A 16590-nucleotide genomic window follows, 5' to 3' on the forward strand; every position below is an offset into this window, starting at 1 on the left:
AAGGGTGGCTTTATCCCCAGAAAACTGTGAATCATATTACCTATAGACAACCTGATCACACCTTTCTTTACCTATACAACCTTATTGCACTTTACCTTTATTCCCTTTTTTACAGCCACTTTGTCCATCTTACTCCTGAAAAAAGCTCCCGCTCTCTGCCTACTAACCAGAAAATCGGCTGAATCAGTGAAATGACGTTATACGATAACAACTTCCCTTTTTTTAATCTCTCCTATATATATGGTAATAAAAATTTATCCTGTTGATCTTAATATGAATTTATCATACAGTCATCAATGCGATAAAGTACACAGGGCCGCGTTAGGGATAGCAGTGGAAAGCCCACAGTCTGGTTGAGTCTCAAACTCAACCAGACGAGGACTTGTAGAGGATAGCCCGACTCCTTATATATAGAAAGGAACGCACAAATGAATTTTATTATCCGTTCTTCTTTTCCATACTTTCTAATGTAATATTAGAAAGTATGGATTTGTCTTGGTTCAAAATATCTTCATCATTTGCATATTGATCTTTTGACTTTATTAAAAGCCATGTGTTCTCCTGTTTTGTTTTTAATTTCACTAATGCAAATTCACCTTTCAGTTTTTTCCCATTAAGAATAAAACTAAGACGCCCTTTTTGCAAATCGGAATGTAATTTATCTTCAACTTTATTCAATCCATCTTCGTGAGCTAAATTATAGGTTCCATTATCCCAAACAATAACATTCCCCGCACCATAATTACCCTCAGGAATAGTACCTTCGAAATCCTTATAACTATAAGGATGATCTTCTACCATGATAGCCAATCTTTTATCAGCTGGATTCATAGAAGGTCCTTTGGGTATTGCCCAACTTTTTAACACTCCATTCATTTCCAATCGAAAATCATAATGCAAATGAGAAGCCGCATGCTTTTGTACTACAAAAATCAATTCGGTCGATGATTCCTTTATTTTCCCTTTAGGCTCTAAAGTAGAATTAAAATTACGTTTTTGGCTGTATTCACTTAAAGACATGATTAATCAGATTAGTAATTAAAACTTACAATAAACCCACTAACTAATTTTTATCTCCAGCATTCTCATCTAAATTACTATGATTATCACCACCTATACTATAATGGTTGTTTTCTTCATCTTCATTTCCCGAGTTTTCCTGTTGATCATCTAATTCTGAGCCAGGAATATCTAAATCTCCTCCAGAAACATCCTCTTCAAAATTTTTCTCATTCAATTCCCTGATATTATTTATTTCAACCGGAGACTTTTTTTTAGAAAGATCTTCAGGATCTATTTCCATTTCTTTATGGAATTGGTTATAAATATCCTCGCTTGGCGGATATAAAAGAGAATCAGGGATTTCATTTTTATCTTTCTTACCCGGTTTTCTTTTGTCAAAATTCAATTTATTGCTTCTATTATTCATATCACACTCATTTAATTGATTTTCAATATACTAAGTTAAACATTTTATAATAAAACCAACCCAAATTGTTTACATTATTCAAGACAAATCACTAACTTTAAACTACTTAACTCACAATTACAACAATCTACTATCCAATTACTAATCTTAAAAAATAAAAACATGAGTATACTAACTGATAATGTAATCCCAGGTAATCATGGTAAAATTTTTGGAACAAATGCTATTGAAGACATTGATTTAATAGAAATAAAATCCAGCCTACTAGAACTAGACGGAATAAAAGAGGTTTTATTGAATACTGAAATTTTCCCAAGAGAATTTACCGTTCACACTTCAAAAATGACACCTATAAGTAATATTGAAAATCGAGTAAAACTAGTCGGATTTCATGCTATACCAAAAGAAGTATTCGAGCTTTGATATTTTGGAATAAATTTTCCCAAGTCTTTAGCTTTCACAATTACCTCTAAAATAAAAACAACCAGATTCAATTACTTTCTAATTTATTAAAAAAAGATGAAAAATGGAAACTAAAAAAACAATTTATGAATTACACGAAGAACATAAAACGTGGCTAAACAAGTTTTTATTCTATAAAGATGAGCTTAAAATTATGACTGATCGAATTACGGAGGTCGCTGAAAAGAATACCTCTAACGAGTTACGTGCCTTAGCAGATCATTTTACTAATCAACTGATCATTCAAAAAGAACAGATTAATATCTTAAATCATGATATTAAAAGTCACGAATCTTACCTTGAGGCTGCTGTTCAAAAAAATCCCAATGCTGTAGATCATGAAAAATTTTCAGACCATAAAAAGCACCGAGAAAACATCGCCGTATTTGAAAAATTATTTAAAGAATTAAGAGAAGAGTTGATTGATCTTCTCTCAAAATGGATGTAAATTTCTAAACTTTCAACAAAAGAAAACTTTTAAAACAGTTTGAATCTTTATTCATTACATGATTTATATCATAGAATATAAGCCTGAAATAAATGAACTTTGGATAGTAATTATTTAGTTCTAAAGGTCATTAAACACTGCAAAGTATTTATAATTTTTTAATAATCAGATCGATCGATATATAGACTTATAATATTGCCAGTCCAATAATGGATAAACAACAATCAAACAAAAGTAAAATGGTTCAGACTAAAACAATGAAGGCTCTAGTTTATGACGGTCCTGGAAAAATACAATTAAAAGACGTCCCGCTACCTAAAATCGAAAAACCGACCGATGTATTGGTAAAAATATTGAAAACCACGATCTGCGGAACTGATTTGGGAATTTTACACGGAAAAACGCCATCGGTAAAACCAGGAACAACTTTAGGACATGAAGGAGTTGGTGTCGTTGAAGAAATTGGAACCTCCGTTAGGAATTTCAAAAAAGGAGATCATGTAATTATTTCCTGCATCACTTCAGATGGTTCTTGCGAATATTGCAAAAAACAAATGTACGCTCATTGTGAGGATGGCGGCTGGATATTAGGACATCTTATTAATGGTACTCAGGCAGAATATGTACGTATTCCGCATGCAGATAACAGTCTTTACCTTATTCCTGACGGCGCGGATGAAGAAGCTTTAGTAATGTTAAGCGATATTTTGCCAACGGGGCATGAAATTGGCGTGATTAACGGTGGTGTAAAACCGGGAGATACGATTGCGATTGTTGGAGCCGGACCTATTGGGATGTCGGCTTTACTTACTGCCCAGTTCTATTCTCCTTCTAAAATTTACATGATTGATATGGACGAAAATCGTTTGAAAATGGCTAAAAAATTTGGCGCCACAGATACGATTAACTCAGCCAAAGAAGATGCGCAGAAAAGAATATTAGCAGAAACGAAAGACGGAGTTGACGTGGCTATTGAAGCAGTTGGAGTTCCGGCTACTTTTGATATCTGTCAAAAAATTGTTCGTCCCGGCGGTAATATTGCAAATATTGGTGTGCATGGAAAACCAGTAGAACTGCAAATTCAAGATTTGTGGATTCAAAATATTACAATAACAATGGGATTAGTAAATACAAATACTACTCCAATGTTATTGAAAACTGTTTCTTCCGGAAAATTGGAACCTTCTAAGCTAATTACGCATCATTTTAAATTAAGTGAAATACTAAAAGCCTATGAAGTTTTTGGAAACGCAGCAAAAGAAAAAGCGATGAAGGTAATTATTGAAGCTTAAAATCTGATTATGCCTTAAGCAATCTGAATAATTATTTGAAAAATATTTAAATAAAAAGCAATACAATCGCAGTAGAACCCTGTTAACTCCTACTATACTGTATTGCTTTTTAATTATAAATTAATATAAAATGTTTTGTTGTTACTTTCTATCATCGTAATATTGCAATATAAAGATATAAAACGATGGGAATTACTAAATCGGAACATTTCACAGACGAGCAAAACGAATTGGCAATATTGGCGAAAGCCATAGGTCATCCAGCTCGAATTGCCATTATTCAGCATCTCATCAAAGTAAACAGTTGCGTGTGCGGCGATATTGTAAACGAACTACCTCTCGCCCAACCTACTGTTTCGCAACATTTGAAAGAACTAAAAAATGCTGGACTTATAAAAGGCAATTTTGAAGGAAATGCAATTTGCTATTGCCTCAACGAAGAAGGTTTTAATAAAATAAAAGGCTTTTTCCAGCACATCAATGCATATTTAGAAAACAAGAAAAATCAATGTTGTTAATTTTTAAATTACACAAATCATGAAATTATCAGAAATTAAAAAAGAGTTAAGCACGTTGGACAACGTTGCTTTTGTATTGCCAAATGGAACCTATGTACCAGAACATTTTCACGTAACCGAAGTAGGTTTAATAACCCGCAACTTCATTGATTGCGGCGGAAAAGTTCGAAAAGAAACTGTGGTAAACTTTCAATTATGGGATGCCAATGATTTTGAACACCGTCTAAAACCTAAAAAATTATTGGATATAATTGAATTATCCGAAAAAGTTTTAGGCATTGAAGATTATGAGGTAGAAGTAGAATTTCAAGCGGAAACTATTGGTAAATACGATATTGAGTTCAACGGAACAGCATTTACGTTATTAAACAAACAAACAGCTTGTTTGGCAGAAGATCAATGTGGAATTCCAGCAGAAAAACAAAAAGTGAAGTTATCCGAAATCCCAAGCCAAACCAATAATACCTGCACTCCAGGCGGAGGTTGTTGTTAATTAAAAATCATAAAATGGAACTAACCAAAATCATCCTATTTCCAGAAATTGCAAAAACAATTTCTTTTTTTAATTTCGAAAGCATTTCTGCTGAACGGAAAATCGTTTTGCAACCGCTTATTGATTTCATTCAAGCAAAAGCATCGGATCAACAAGAAGTCAGGCTGAACTTGATTTGTACTCACAATTCCAGAAGAAGTCATTTATCCCAAGTTTGGGCACAAACTGCAGCGGTACATTTCGGTGTGAAAAATGTATTTTGTTATTCTGGGGGCACCGAAGCAACGGCTTTGTTTCCTATGGCAGCTAAAACATTAAAACAATCAGGATTTAAAATCAAAACCATCGCGGCAGGAACTAATCCTATTTACGCCATAAAATATGCAGAAAATGAGCATCCAATCATTGGTTTTTCCAAAACGTATGATGATGATTTTAATCCGCAAAGTGAGTTTGCAGCGATATTGACTTGTTCACAAGCAGATGGTGGTTGCCCATTTATTGCTGGTGCTGAAATGCGTATTCCCATTACTTTTGAAGATCCAAAAGCTTTTGATAATACTCCTCAACAAGCAGAAAAATATCAGGAACGCAGTTTGCAAATTGCAACCGAAATGTTTTATGTATTCTCTCAAATAAAATTACAATAATGGCCGCTAAAAAAAGATTAAATTTTCTCGACAGTTATCTTACACTTTGGATATTTTTGGCAATGGCAATTGGTGTTTCCATTGGGTATTTCATCCCCTCAAGCAGCAGTTTTATCAATTCCTTTTCCAGTGGAACGACCAATGTTCCTCTAGCAATTGGATTAATATTAATGATGTATCCGCCATTGACTAAAATTGATTTTTCAAAAATTCCCTTAATGTTTGAAAAGCCAAAATTACTGACTGCATCTTTCTTAATCACTTGGATTGTTGGTCCATTTCTAATGTTTTCATTGGCAACATTCTTTTTGAAAGATTATCCGGAATACATGACGGGTCTAATCATTATTGGAATTGCGCCTTGCATTGCGATGGTAATTGTTTGGAATGAATTGGCCGAGGGAAACAGGGAATTAACAGCAGGTTTAATCGGGATTAATAGCTTACTTCAAGTGTTCTTCTTTAGTTTATATGCATATTTCTATTTGGAAATCATGCTGCCATTATTTGGAATAAAAGGCTTGGAATTAAATGTTACTATTGTCCAAATTGCTGCAACAGTTGGTATTTATTTAGGAATTCCATTTGCATTAGCAGTAATTAGCCGTTATGCCATCAAGAAATTCGTTGGAGACAAATGGTTCAATCAAAAGTTTATTCCGTTTGTTTCTCCCATTACTTTGATTGCGTTGCTTTTTACAATCGTAGTCATGTTCAGTTTAAAAGGTGAAATGATTGTTGATTTACCACTGGATGTGCTTAGAATTGCCATTCCACTTGTCATTTTCTTCACCATTATGTTTTTCCTGATGTTCTTTGTTTCCAAAAAAATTGGTGCTAATTATAGAGATGCTGTTGCGCTTTCATTCACTGCGTCCGGTAATAATTTTGAGTTAGCAATTGCTGTTTCCATTGGGGTATTCGGTATCAATTCCGGACAAGCATTTGCAGGAGTTATTGGACCATTAGTGGAAGTTCCGGCATTGATAATCTTGGTAAACGTCGCTTTTTGGTTGAAGAAAAAATATTATTCAAAATCTGGATTAAGAACAGAAACTAAACCTCTAGATTGAAACCCATAAATTTGGCATATAGACTTAAAGTCTAAAGGACCAACAAAATCACCATTGATTAACAGATTTTTATAATTTGAGTCAGTGGTGATTTATTTTAATAAGACTAAACACTACTGCCTTTTATAAATTTCAACAACATCCGTTTTGAATTTGTTTTTGAGCCATGCAATCAATTTTTGTTTTTCGGCAGTATTTATATCTTTTTTACTTTCATAAAGCACTACTGTAATCACTTTTTTAGTGGTCTTATTTTCATTAAACACATGATTCGCAATAGCAATATTTTCAATCTCAGGAAACAGTATTCGTGTTTCATTCAGGATAGCGTTATTATCGAATTTCAAAGAAGTAATTTGACTTTGCAGCTTGGCAATAATCAAATCTTTTTCGCTCATGGTTTTATTGTTAAAGGTAATTTCATTCAAAATATCCTGCTTTAAATCAGTTGTATCTTGAATAATATTTAAAACCGTATTGTTCAATTCATAAGTTTTCAATTTTCCGTTAAGTTCTTTTATTTCATCCTTATCCAATCTTTTTCTTAAAAAAGCAATATCTATTTTTTTGGGGTTTGAAGTAAACTGCGTTTTTTTATACAGAACAGTAAATCCCTTATCAATAAACTCTACTTTTAAAAATTGTTCTACTTTTTGCTTGTATTTTTTTTCTTGGAAAAGCTGATATGCAAAAAAGACACTAGGTACTATCAAAGCTAAAGTCAAAAAAGAAATCATATACTTTACTCTCTTTTCTGTCTTTAAATTGGTTTGTTTAACAATTGGATATTTTAAATATTTGACAATTATGAACGTTGCAATACAAATAAAAACACAATTGATAGTGTACAAATACATAGCCCCAAAAAAGAATTTAAAATTCCCCAAGGCTAATCCGTAACCCGCCGTACATAAAGGTGGCATTAAAGCCGTTGCGATGGCAACTCCGGGAATAGGATTTCCTTTCTCTACCCTTGTGATCGCAATTACTCCAACCAATCCTCCAAAAAAAGCAATGAAAATATCGTAAATATTAGGAGATGTTCTTGCTAAAAGTTCTGACTGCGTGTCTTTGAAAGGACTTAAAAAAAAGTAAATCGTAGAAACTACCAAACTCACTACAGTGGCGATAACTAAATTTTTAAGTGATCTTTTAAGCAGATTAAAATCATAAATTCCCAAACCAAAACCAGCGCCAACAATTGGTCCCATCAAAGGGGAAATAAGCATGGCTCCAATAATAACTGCGGTTGAATTTACATTCAAACCTACCGAAGCCACTACAATTGCACAGGCTAAAATCCATAAGTTAGAACCTCGGAAAGAGATGTTTGACGTTACATTATCTAAGACTTTCTTTTTGTTTTCTTCTCCGCTATGTAAGTCAATAAAATTTACTACTTTATTCATTTCTTCTCGTTTATCTCTTATTTAAATAGTACCTAATAACAACTGATTTTAATTATTGCTGTTGCTGGTCTAGATAGCAAGATAGCCAATTCTAGTCTATTTTAGAAATTATTGGGTAATACAATTCAAATCTTTAATATAAATCCTAGACTTCCACTAACCAATATTGTAATATAAATAAGCCCACACAAAGTGCTTTTTTTTAACTATTACTAATGGGCTTCGAAATGAATTCATAAATTTGGCAGACTACACAAGACTTTAACCCAGTGAAAGATTAAATTTACAAAACCGATATTTTTACGAATCCCATTTTTTTCTATTTAAAATTTTAAATTATTAATAAAAAACCCTTTAATAAGAGATTTTTAACACAAAATCTCGGTTAATTAACATTTTATTTAGATATTTGGGCTAACTAATCTTAAATAATCCAAAAATGAAAATTAATTTGAAGCATTTTTTGAGTTTACTCATTGTACTGACTGTGCAATTGACATTTGCTCAAGAAAGTACATTGTCAGGTAAAGTTACTGACATGGGTGGACTACCCGTTCCCGGTGCAAATATTACTGTAAAAGGAACCAACATTAGTACCCAAACTGGATTTGATGGTGATTTTACCATTAATGCAAAAAAAGGTCAACTATTGATTGTTAGTTTTGTAGGAATGAAAACCATCGAAATTCCTGCATCTTCTTCAATGTTGATTAAATTGAGTGATGTATCTAATCAATTAGAAACAGTTGTTGTAGTAGGTTACGGTACTCAAAGCAAAAAGAAATTAACCGATAACATTGCTCGTGTTACAGCAAAAGATATCCAACAAATACCGGTATCCAATGTTCAAAATGCCTTAGTTGGTAAATTAGCCGGAGTACAAATCACACAGACAAATGGTAAAGTTGATGGAGGAATAAATATTCGTGTTCGTGGTGCTGCAAGTATCAGTGCAGGAACACAACCTTTATATGTATTAGATGGAATTCCTTTAGTTACATCAAACGAATCAAGTAATGGAGCGCCAACTAACCCATTATTGACTTTAAGCACTAACGAAATTGAATCAATTGATGTCCTTAAAGATGCCTCTTCTGCAGCAATTTATGGTGCCAGAGGAGCAAATGGAGTTGTTTTGATTACTACCAAAAGAGGAAAAGAAGGAAAAGGGATTTTTTCTATCAACCTATCTCAAGGAGTTAGTCAAGCTACTAACAAAAGAAAATGGTTGAATGCAGACCAATATATAGAGTTATTCACCGAAGCATCTATTAATGGACTTGGTGACGCAGCTGAAGCTGAAGACGCATTCGATTCCTTTGCAATAGGTACTGATTGGAGAAACAGAGAAGTAGATACAGACTGGCAAGAAACTGCTTTCCAAGACGGATTCAATACTGATGCTGATTTTTCAGTATCTGGTGGCGATGCCAATACAAAATATTTCTTTTCTGGTGCTTATAACAATACAACAGGTATCATAAACAGTAATGCATTAGAAAGAGTTACTGCAAGAACAAATGTATCCCACAAAGTATCGGATCGTTTTACAGCTGGTATGAATTTAAGTTTCTCCAGATCAGAAATTGATCGTGTGCAGGATGACAACTCCTTTACTACTCCTTTACAGGCTGTTGCACAATCTCCATTATCCCCAGCTCGTTTAGATGACGGAACAGCAAATCCAAATACATTGTATGCTAACTTTTTATTGGCTATAGACAATTCATTCTGGAAGACTATCATGAGAAGAGTTACCGGTAAAGTATACGGAGAATTTAAAATTCTTCCTTCTTTAAAAGTAAATTCTGATTTCTCATATGACTTGTTATCACAAACTGAGGATGCTTGGTATGGTAAAAACTCCCCTTTTATGGCTACTGATGGCGAAGCGTACGCCACTTCTGTAAACAATGAGACTTACATCTACAGTAATTACCTGACTTTTGACAAAACCTTTGGTGAAAAACATGATGTAAATGCTGTTGCCGGTATGGAGTTTAATAAATTCAATCGTAGGTTTCAAAGTGTAACTAGTATCTATTTTCCAAATGATTCTTTCCAAACGGTTGATGGAGGTGCTGAAGTATCCGGTGGTTCAGGAAATGAAACTGATTATACATTTGTATCACAATTTGGTAGAGTTACCTATTCATATGATGACAAATACATCTTCAAAGCGAGTATCCGTCGAGATGGTTCTTCCCGTTTTGGTAGAAACAATAGATTTGGTACTTTTCCAGCATTTTCTGCAGGATGGATTATGTCTGAAGAAAGCTTCTTAAAAGACAATGCCACTCTTACTTTCTTAAAATTAAAAGGAAGCTGGGGTAAATTAGGTAATGCCGAATTGGGTAATTTTGCTTCCCGCCAATTGTACGGTTCCAATCCTTACAACTTAAAATCAGGACTTTCTTTCTCTCAAGCCGGAAATGATGATCTTACTTGGGAAAAATCTACTCAAGTCGATTTTGGAGTTGAATTTGGTTTACTAAACAGTATCAGTGTTGAAGCCGATTATTACAAAAAAAATACTGATGGATTACTTTTTAGTGTCCCATTATCAATAAGTTCTGGAGCAACTACAATCAACCAAAATATTGGTGAAGTACAAAGTAGTGGTGTTGAATTTACATTGAACACAAAAAATATTGATTCAGATAATTTCAAATGGAATACTAGTTTTAATATAACTACAAACCAATCTGAAGTATTGTCAATGCCAAATAACAATAAAGACATCGTGAGCTCATTTACCATTAACAGAGTGGGAGAAAATATCTCTTCTTTTTACTTGGTTGAATATGCTGGAGTAGATCCTGCAAATGGAGATGCGCTTTTTGTAAAAAATACTGTTAATGCTGATGGATCATTGGATAAATCAACAACAAACGATTACTCTGAAGCAAAAAGAGTCATTTCAGGAAATCCTTTCCCTACATTGATGGCTGGTTTAACTAACACGATTAATTATAAAGGACTTGATTTTTCTTTTACATTCCAAGGAGAATGGGGAGCTAGTATTTACAACTCTGCTGGTAAATACCAATCGGTTGCAGCTGACTATTTTGACAATCAAACCATAGACCAATTAAACCGTTGGCAAAACCCGGGTGATATTACTAATGTTCCTCAAGCCAGATTATATGGTAGTAACGGAACAGGAGAATCAACTCGATTTTTAGACAAATCTGATTTTGTTCGTTTAAGAAACTTAACAATAGGATATTCTTTACCAAGTAACACTGTAAAAGATTTAGGAATGAGCAGTGTACGCTTTTATGCTACAGGAGTTAACTTACTTACTTTTACAAATTACTCTGGTTATGACCCAGAAGCAAGAAGAGATGATACAGGTATTGGGGAAGAATTTTACTCAGCTCCACCATCCAGAACTATTGCTTTAGGAGTAAATATTAATTTTTAAAAATTAAAAAAATGAAATCAAATAAATTAATCCTATTTATTCTCTTCGCTACTTTTTTTGCAAGTTGTGACAATGAATTAGAAATAGATCCCAAACAAAATGAAGATGCAACAGTAACATTAAATACTGAAACCGGCATCATTAACATATTAACAGGTGCCTATGCAACAGCAGCAGACGGCGATGTGTATGGCGGTAGAATATTGACCTCTGCCGATTTATTGGCACAAACTGGTATAACAGCAACTACTGATTTTAGATGGAGAGGTACTTTTGGTGAATGCCGACAAATGTATTCTAAAACTATCTTAGTCAACAATACTTTTGTTCAGCAAATTTATACTCGAAATTATCAAATAATTAATGCTGCCAATACTGTTATTGAAAACATAGACAAAGTTCAAGATCCAGAAAAACAAACTACAATGATTGCCGAAGCTACTTTTTTAAAGTCAATGGCATACTTTGATTTGGTTCGATTTTTTGCAAAACCGTATGAAGCAGGTCAGGCAAATACACAATTAGGTGTAGTTATCAGACCAAATGCTATTTATGATTTCACTATTGATTTAGCAAAAGAAAGAAGCTCAGTAGATGAAGTCTATGCGCTAATAATTTCAGGTTTAAACTTAGCCTACAATGATCTTCCGGAAGACAATAGTTTTTATGCTGATAAATATGCTGCCAAAGCTTTATTGGCGAGAGTATATCTACAACAAGGAAATTATCCTGCTGCAAGAGATGCTGCCCATGATGTAATTGAAAATAGCGGACGTACGTTATCCACTAAATATGCAAATGCTTTCAACCATGATGTCAATCAAAGTGAGGATATTTTTGCTATCCAAATCACAAAACAAACAGGAGAAAATGAAGTGACTAATTTATATGCTTCTGAAAACAATGGTGGACGTGGTGGCGATATCGAAATCAGATCCACTTATTTAGCTAAATTTACTGACCCAGCTGACGAAAGACGTAATTTTAATTACATCAATCCTGACAATGGAAGAAGATTGACTTCTAAATATACTAATCAATTTGGAGATGTTCCTTTAATTCGTTTGGCTGAAATGTATCTTATTAGAGCTGAAGCAAATTTCAGAGCTGGAACTTTTGTTGGTAACACTCCGGTGGCTGACATCAATTTACTTAGAACACGTGCAAATGCGACAAATTTCATAACCGTAACCTTAGCTACTATTTTACGAGAGCGTGAATTGGAATTAGCAATGGAAGGCTTTGCAATTCATGATTTAAAAAGAACAAAAAGATCAATTGATGTTTTTGCTAATGGTTCAGAATTGATTTCATATAATGATAATAGGTTAGTATTTCCTATCCCATTAAGAGAAACGGATACGAATAATAAAATCACACAAAATCCTGGATACGGAAGTTAATCCTATGAAATACTCTTTTAAAAAACCATCCGCTTGTGCGCGATGGTTTTTTTTATGACCAAATTTTCAGCAGAAACTATTAAATAAAAAAGCCCGAAATATAAAATTTGATTTCGGGCTTTTCTAGACATTCTAAAAATAAACTATTCAATAGGAAGAATAAGTGTTGTCGTTATAGCTTCTAAAACTTCAAAAGCAGTTTCTGCCATTTTATTTCCTTTAGTATCTAATAATGGATTTACCTCTACAAATTCAATGCAAACAACTTTTTTAGTTTGGATAATTTGATTAATGACTGCTATGATTTCATACTGATCAAAACCTTTGGGAACCGGTGTTCCCGTTCCATACGAAATCATATCGCAATCCATGGAATCCACATCAAAAGAAATATACAAAACTTCACAATGCGTTAATTTTGACAAAGCTTCACTAACACACGTTTCCAATCCTCTGTAGCGTACTTCGTCAACTTTATAATTTTTGATGTTTAACTTTTCAATTTGCTTATCCTCTTCTTCTTCGGTATCACGAACACCAAAATAAATCAGGTTTTCAGCCAGAACTTTTGGTCCTTTATAGCCTATATTTTTCATGTCTTCCCAATGCTGTTGGGTTTCCGAAGGGACTTCGTTATTCTGACAACTCAAATTATCATCGCCAAGTGCAGCAGATAAAGGCATTCCGTGAATATTTCCCGATGGCGAAGTGTAAGGTGAATGCAAGTCAGCATGGGCATCAATCCAAAACACTCCAATATTTTGCTCTGGATACGCTGCTTTGACTCCACTTAACGTCCCTAATGCCGAAGAATGATCCCCTGATAAAACTATTGGAAAATAATTTCCCTCTAAATTTTTCTTTACTGCATTACAAACTCTGGTGCATTGCTCTACAACATGCTCAATCCTTTTTGCGGAAGAACTTCGGTTTTTATCATATATGGATTCGTTATGCGTTTTGACATCTTCAAACTCAAATTGATTAAAATAATCACTGTTTTGATTTATTGCCGCAATTTCGATAGCATCAATTCCTAAATCAGAGCCACGTGTACCCGCTCCAATATCGGATCGGTTTTTTATTAATTTTATTGTTTTTCCCATTATCTAAAATCGTTTAATGCTCTTTCGATAATAGCCAAACATTCATGTATTTGAGCTTCCGTAATTACTAATGGCGGTGCAAATCGAATTTTGTTTCCGTGAGTTGGTTTTGCCAATAATCCATAATCTCTAAATTTCATACAAATATCCCAAGCCAAATCAGATTCTTCATCACTATTAACAACTATCGCGTTCAATAATCCTTTTCCTCTAACCAATGTGATTAATGGATTTCTTGAAGCAATCTCATTAAGTCCGGTTCTTAAAACTTCGCCTAAGTAAGCTGCATTTTGTGCCAAATTTTCCTCTTTTACTACTTCAAGCGCAGCAATAGCAACAGCAGCAGCAATTGGATTTCCTCCAAAAGTAGAACCGTGTTGTCCTGGTTTAATCACATTCATAATGTGATCATTCGCTAAAACTGCCGAAACAGGATACACACCTCCAGAAATAGCTTTTCCTAGAATTAGGATATCGGGTTTCACTTCAGGATTGTTTTCACATCCTTTTTTACAATCACAATTTCCGCAAGTTGCCAATAATCTTCCAGTACGGGCAATTCCTGTTTGCACTTCATCAGCAATAAATAAAACATTATGCGCCTCACAAAGTGCTTTAGCTCTTGCTAAATATCCTTCTGCAGGAACATAAACTCCAGCTTCTCCTTGAATAGGTTCCACTAAAAATCCTGCTATATTTGATGTTGATTTTAATACGTTTTCCAATGCTTCTGCATCATCGTATGGAATTTTAATAAATCCAGCCGTGAATGGTCCAAAGCTTTTGCGAGCAGTTTCATCATTCGAAAAGGAGATAATTGTTGTTGTTCTTCCGTGGAAATTATTTTCACAAACGATAATTTGTGCTTGGTTTTCAGGAATTCCTTTTACCTCATACGCCCACTTTCTACATAATTTCAAAGCAGTCTCAACAGCTTCTGCACCAGTATTCATAGGCAACACTTTATCAAAACCAAAATACTTAGTTACATATTCTTCAAAAGGTCCTAATTGATCATTATGAAAAGCACGTGAAGTCAAAGTAAGCGTTTGCGCTTGTTTTACCATAGCACCAACAATTTTTGGATGACAATGTCCTTGATTTACGGCAGAATATGCCGATAAAAAATCATAATATTTTTTTCCGTCCACATCCCAGACATGAACCCCTTCGCCTCTTTCTAAAACTACAGGTAAAGGATGGTAATTGTGAGCTCCGTATTGATTCTCTTTTGCTATCAACGCTTCAGATTTTGAAGAAAGTTTTTGTTCTGTATGTGTCATGATGTTTCGATTTTAATACTTTAAAGTACAAAATTACTATTTTTTTTTAATTTACCAATAAAAATAAATATTTTGACTTTTAAAAAGGTGATATTTAGAAATATTTATTTAATTTAGATTAAAATTAAGTCATTTTTTAAATTTACAATTCGATTTACAGATGCATTTCGAAATAAATAAAAATAAGTACTTTTATACAAACACAAAAGCATCATTTATAATTAAACCAACATGGATATATTAGACGAATTCGATATCAATATTATCAAAGAATTAGAGAAAGACGGAAGAATGGCCTATTCAGCCATTGCAGCCAATCTAAAAATATCTAACACAATGGTACATCAACGTATCAATAGATTAACGGAACAAGGAATACTCACAGGAATAAAACCCTTGATTAATGAAAAAAAAGTGGGGTATGATTGGGGATCATTTACCGGAATTACCTTAAATAAAGATCAAGATTCTGATAGGATTATTGAAGAATTGAAAAATATTCCGGAAATAACAGAATGCTATTACATCACCGGATCTTTTACCCTTTACATAAAAATTATTGCCAAAGATCATGAGCACATGCGTAAAGTTCTTTATGAGAAAATAGATAACATTCCCGGAATTGCTAAAACGGATTCTATAATAGAACTGGGGTGCGCTTTCAAAAGAAATGTTTCTCTTTAAAATATTTCCAATTTATTTTAGATACAGACTTTAAAATTCTAAAAATAGCCAATGAAAAAATCGATTCATTCCCTACTCTATTTCAAAGTTCTTATTGGCGTGCTTACTTTATTATTTTGTGGCATCCTACAAGCTCAAAAAAACAAAGGAAAACTTTTCATCATTGGAGGCGGACACCGATCTGATGCACTTATGACACAATTAGTGAACCTATCTGATTTGAAGAAAAAAGATTATATTGTTGTGTTACCAATGTCAAGCGAAGAACCTGACAGTGCTTATATATATTTCAAGAAGCAATTCGAAAAATTGACGCCAAATCCAATTGTCATGCTGAATTTTGACAATACAACCGCTTTTAATAAAGTGCTGAACGATTCCTTGCAAAACGCCAAACTAATTTTCATAAGTGGAGGCGATCAATCCCGATTTATGAATGTCGTTAAAAACACTCCTACATTTACAGCAATTCACCACGCTTACAAAAACGGAAGCACAATTGCCGGAACCAGCGCCGGAGCTGCGGTAATGTGTGAGCACATGATCACGGGCAATCAGAAATTAGAAACCAAGTATACAGAAACTTTTAACAACATTAGATACGATAATCTGGAAACTACAGTGGGCTTGGGTCTTGTAAAAAACGTGATTATCGACCAGCATTTTCTAAAAAGAAGCCGCTATAACCGTTTACTGTCAGCTTTGGTTGAATTTCCAACTCACATAGGAATTGGTATAGATGAAAGTACAGCTCTGATTGTTCGCGATAAGGAAATCGAAATTGTTGGCGAAAGCGAAGTTATTGTGGTTAAAAAACCAAAAGGAATTACTAAATCCAAAAAAGAAAATTTAGTGAGCATCAAAAGCTTAGAAATGGCTATTTATAACGAAGGTCAAAAATTTAAAATTTAAT

At 33.7% G+C, this 16590-nt stretch carries 16 protein-coding genes; 11 read left to right on the plus strand and 5 right to left on the minus strand.

Features of this window, described 5'->3' with window-relative positions:
- Nucleotides 1–438: 438 nt before the first annotated feature.
- Nucleotides 439–1020, minus strand: a complete 582-nt coding sequence (locus ACNQF8_RS10320) for a DNA polymerase ligase N-terminal domain-containing protein (RefSeq protein WP_417953585.1) — start codon at nucleotides 1018–1020, stop codon at nucleotides 439–441.
- A 43-nt stretch (nucleotides 1021–1063) separates the two neighbouring features.
- Entirely contained in the window at nucleotides 1064–1429 is a 366-nt protein-coding gene (locus tag ACNQF8_RS10325; protein ID WP_417949890.1) for a hypothetical protein, read from the minus strand.
- 162 nt (nucleotides 1430–1591) lie between these two features.
- On the opposite strand from ACNQF8_RS10325, the gene ACNQF8_RS10330 reads away from it, so the two are divergent.
- From ACNQF8_RS10330 to arsB, 7 genes are all read left to right on the plus strand, one after another.
- Nucleotides 1592–1852: a heavy-metal-associated domain-containing protein gene (locus ACNQF8_RS10330; RefSeq protein WP_417949891.1), complete on the plus strand. Its 261-nt coding sequence runs from the start codon at nucleotides 1592–1594 to the stop codon at nucleotides 1850–1852.
- Nucleotides 1853–1955: 103 nt separating this feature from the next.
- Nucleotides 1956–2339 carry a hypothetical protein gene (locus tag ACNQF8_RS10335; protein ID WP_417953584.1) on the plus strand — a complete coding sequence of 128 codons (384 nt, stop codon included), beginning with the start codon at nucleotides 1956–1958 and terminating at the stop codon, nucleotides 2337–2339.
- Nucleotides 2340–2578: 239 nt separating this feature from the next.
- Nucleotides 2579–3631 (plus strand): zinc-dependent alcohol dehydrogenase family protein, encoded by a 1053-nt coding sequence (locus tag ACNQF8_RS10340; RefSeq protein ID WP_417983510.1) that lies wholly within the window; start codon nucleotides 2579–2581, stop codon nucleotides 3629–3631.
- Between the two features lie 185 nt (nucleotides 3632–3816).
- On the plus strand, nucleotides 3817–4149 hold the full coding sequence (locus tag ACNQF8_RS10345) for an ArsR/SmtB family transcription factor (protein WP_417949896.1): 333 nt from the start codon (nucleotides 3817–3819) through the stop codon (nucleotides 4147–4149).
- A 19-nt stretch (nucleotides 4150–4168) separates the two neighbouring features.
- A complete protein-coding gene (locus tag ACNQF8_RS10350) occupies nucleotides 4169–4642 on the plus strand; it encodes a DUF6428 family protein (RefSeq protein ID WP_417949898.1) in 474 nt (157 codons plus the stop codon).
- A 14-nt stretch (nucleotides 4643–4656) separates the two neighbouring features.
- Nucleotides 4657–5292, plus strand: coding sequence for an arsenate-mycothiol transferase ArsC (locus ACNQF8_RS10355; protein ID WP_417953583.1), 636 nt, complete (start codon nucleotides 4657–4659; stop codon nucleotides 5290–5292).
- Nucleotides 5292–6365: an ACR3 family arsenite efflux transporter gene (gene arsB, locus ACNQF8_RS10360; RefSeq protein ID WP_417953582.1), complete on the plus strand. Its 1074-nt coding sequence runs from the start codon at nucleotides 5292–5294 to the stop codon at nucleotides 6363–6365. The genes ACNQF8_RS10355 and arsB overlap by 1 nt, the downstream gene beginning before the upstream one ends.
- A 113-nt stretch (nucleotides 6366–6478) precedes the next feature.
- Here arsB and ACNQF8_RS10365 read toward each other — a convergent pair whose 3' ends face one another.
- Nucleotides 6479–7774 carry a TIGR00341 family protein gene (locus tag ACNQF8_RS10365; protein WP_282727034.1) on the minus strand — a complete coding sequence of 432 codons (1296 nt, stop codon included), beginning with the start codon at nucleotides 7772–7774 and terminating at the stop codon, nucleotides 6479–6481.
- A 439-nt stretch (nucleotides 7775–8213) separates the two neighbouring features.
- On the opposite strand from ACNQF8_RS10365, the gene ACNQF8_RS10370 reads away from it, so the two are divergent.
- Nucleotides 8214–11201: a SusC/RagA family TonB-linked outer membrane protein gene (locus ACNQF8_RS10370; RefSeq protein WP_417953581.1), complete on the plus strand. Its 2988-nt coding sequence runs from the start codon at nucleotides 8214–8216 to the stop codon at nucleotides 11199–11201.
- 11 nt (nucleotides 11202–11212) lie between these two features.
- Complete coding sequence (locus ACNQF8_RS10375) at nucleotides 11213–12604, plus strand: RagB/SusD family nutrient uptake outer membrane protein (RefSeq protein WP_417953580.1); 1392 nt, start codon at nucleotides 11213–11215, stop codon at nucleotides 12602–12604.
- Nucleotides 12605–12747: 143 nt separating this feature from the next.
- On the opposite strand, the gene ACNQF8_RS10380 is transcribed toward ACNQF8_RS10375, so the two are convergent.
- Together ACNQF8_RS10380 and rocD are read right to left on the minus strand one after the other, a co-directional pair.
- Nucleotides 12748–13710: an arginase gene (locus ACNQF8_RS10380; protein WP_417953579.1), complete on the minus strand. Its 963-nt coding sequence runs from the start codon at nucleotides 13708–13710 to the stop codon at nucleotides 12748–12750.
- Nucleotides 13710–14993: an ornithine--oxo-acid transaminase gene (gene rocD / locus ACNQF8_RS10385; RefSeq protein ID WP_417953578.1), complete on the minus strand. Its 1284-nt coding sequence runs from the start codon at nucleotides 14991–14993 to the stop codon at nucleotides 13710–13712. The genes ACNQF8_RS10380 and rocD overlap by 1 nt, the downstream gene beginning before the upstream one ends.
- A gap of 231 nt (nucleotides 14994–15224) precedes the next feature.
- Between rocD and ACNQF8_RS10390 the strand changes: the two genes are divergently transcribed.
- Both ACNQF8_RS10390 and ACNQF8_RS10395 read left to right on the plus strand, forming a co-directional pair.
- Nucleotides 15225–15677, plus strand: a complete 453-nt coding sequence (locus tag ACNQF8_RS10390) for an Lrp/AsnC family transcriptional regulator (RefSeq protein ID WP_315208082.1) — start codon at nucleotides 15225–15227, stop codon at nucleotides 15675–15677.
- 51 nt (nucleotides 15678–15728) lie between these two features.
- On the plus strand, nucleotides 15729–16589 hold the full coding sequence (locus ACNQF8_RS10395; RefSeq protein ID WP_417949913.1) for a cyanophycinase: 861 nt from the start codon (nucleotides 15729–15731) through the stop codon (nucleotides 16587–16589).
- Nucleotide 16590 lies beyond the last annotated feature (1 nt).

It is taken from the genome of Flavobacterium labens, from assembly GCF_048286755.1.
Classification (GTDB): domain Bacteria; phylum Bacteroidota; class Bacteroidia; order Flavobacteriales; family Flavobacteriaceae; genus Flavobacterium.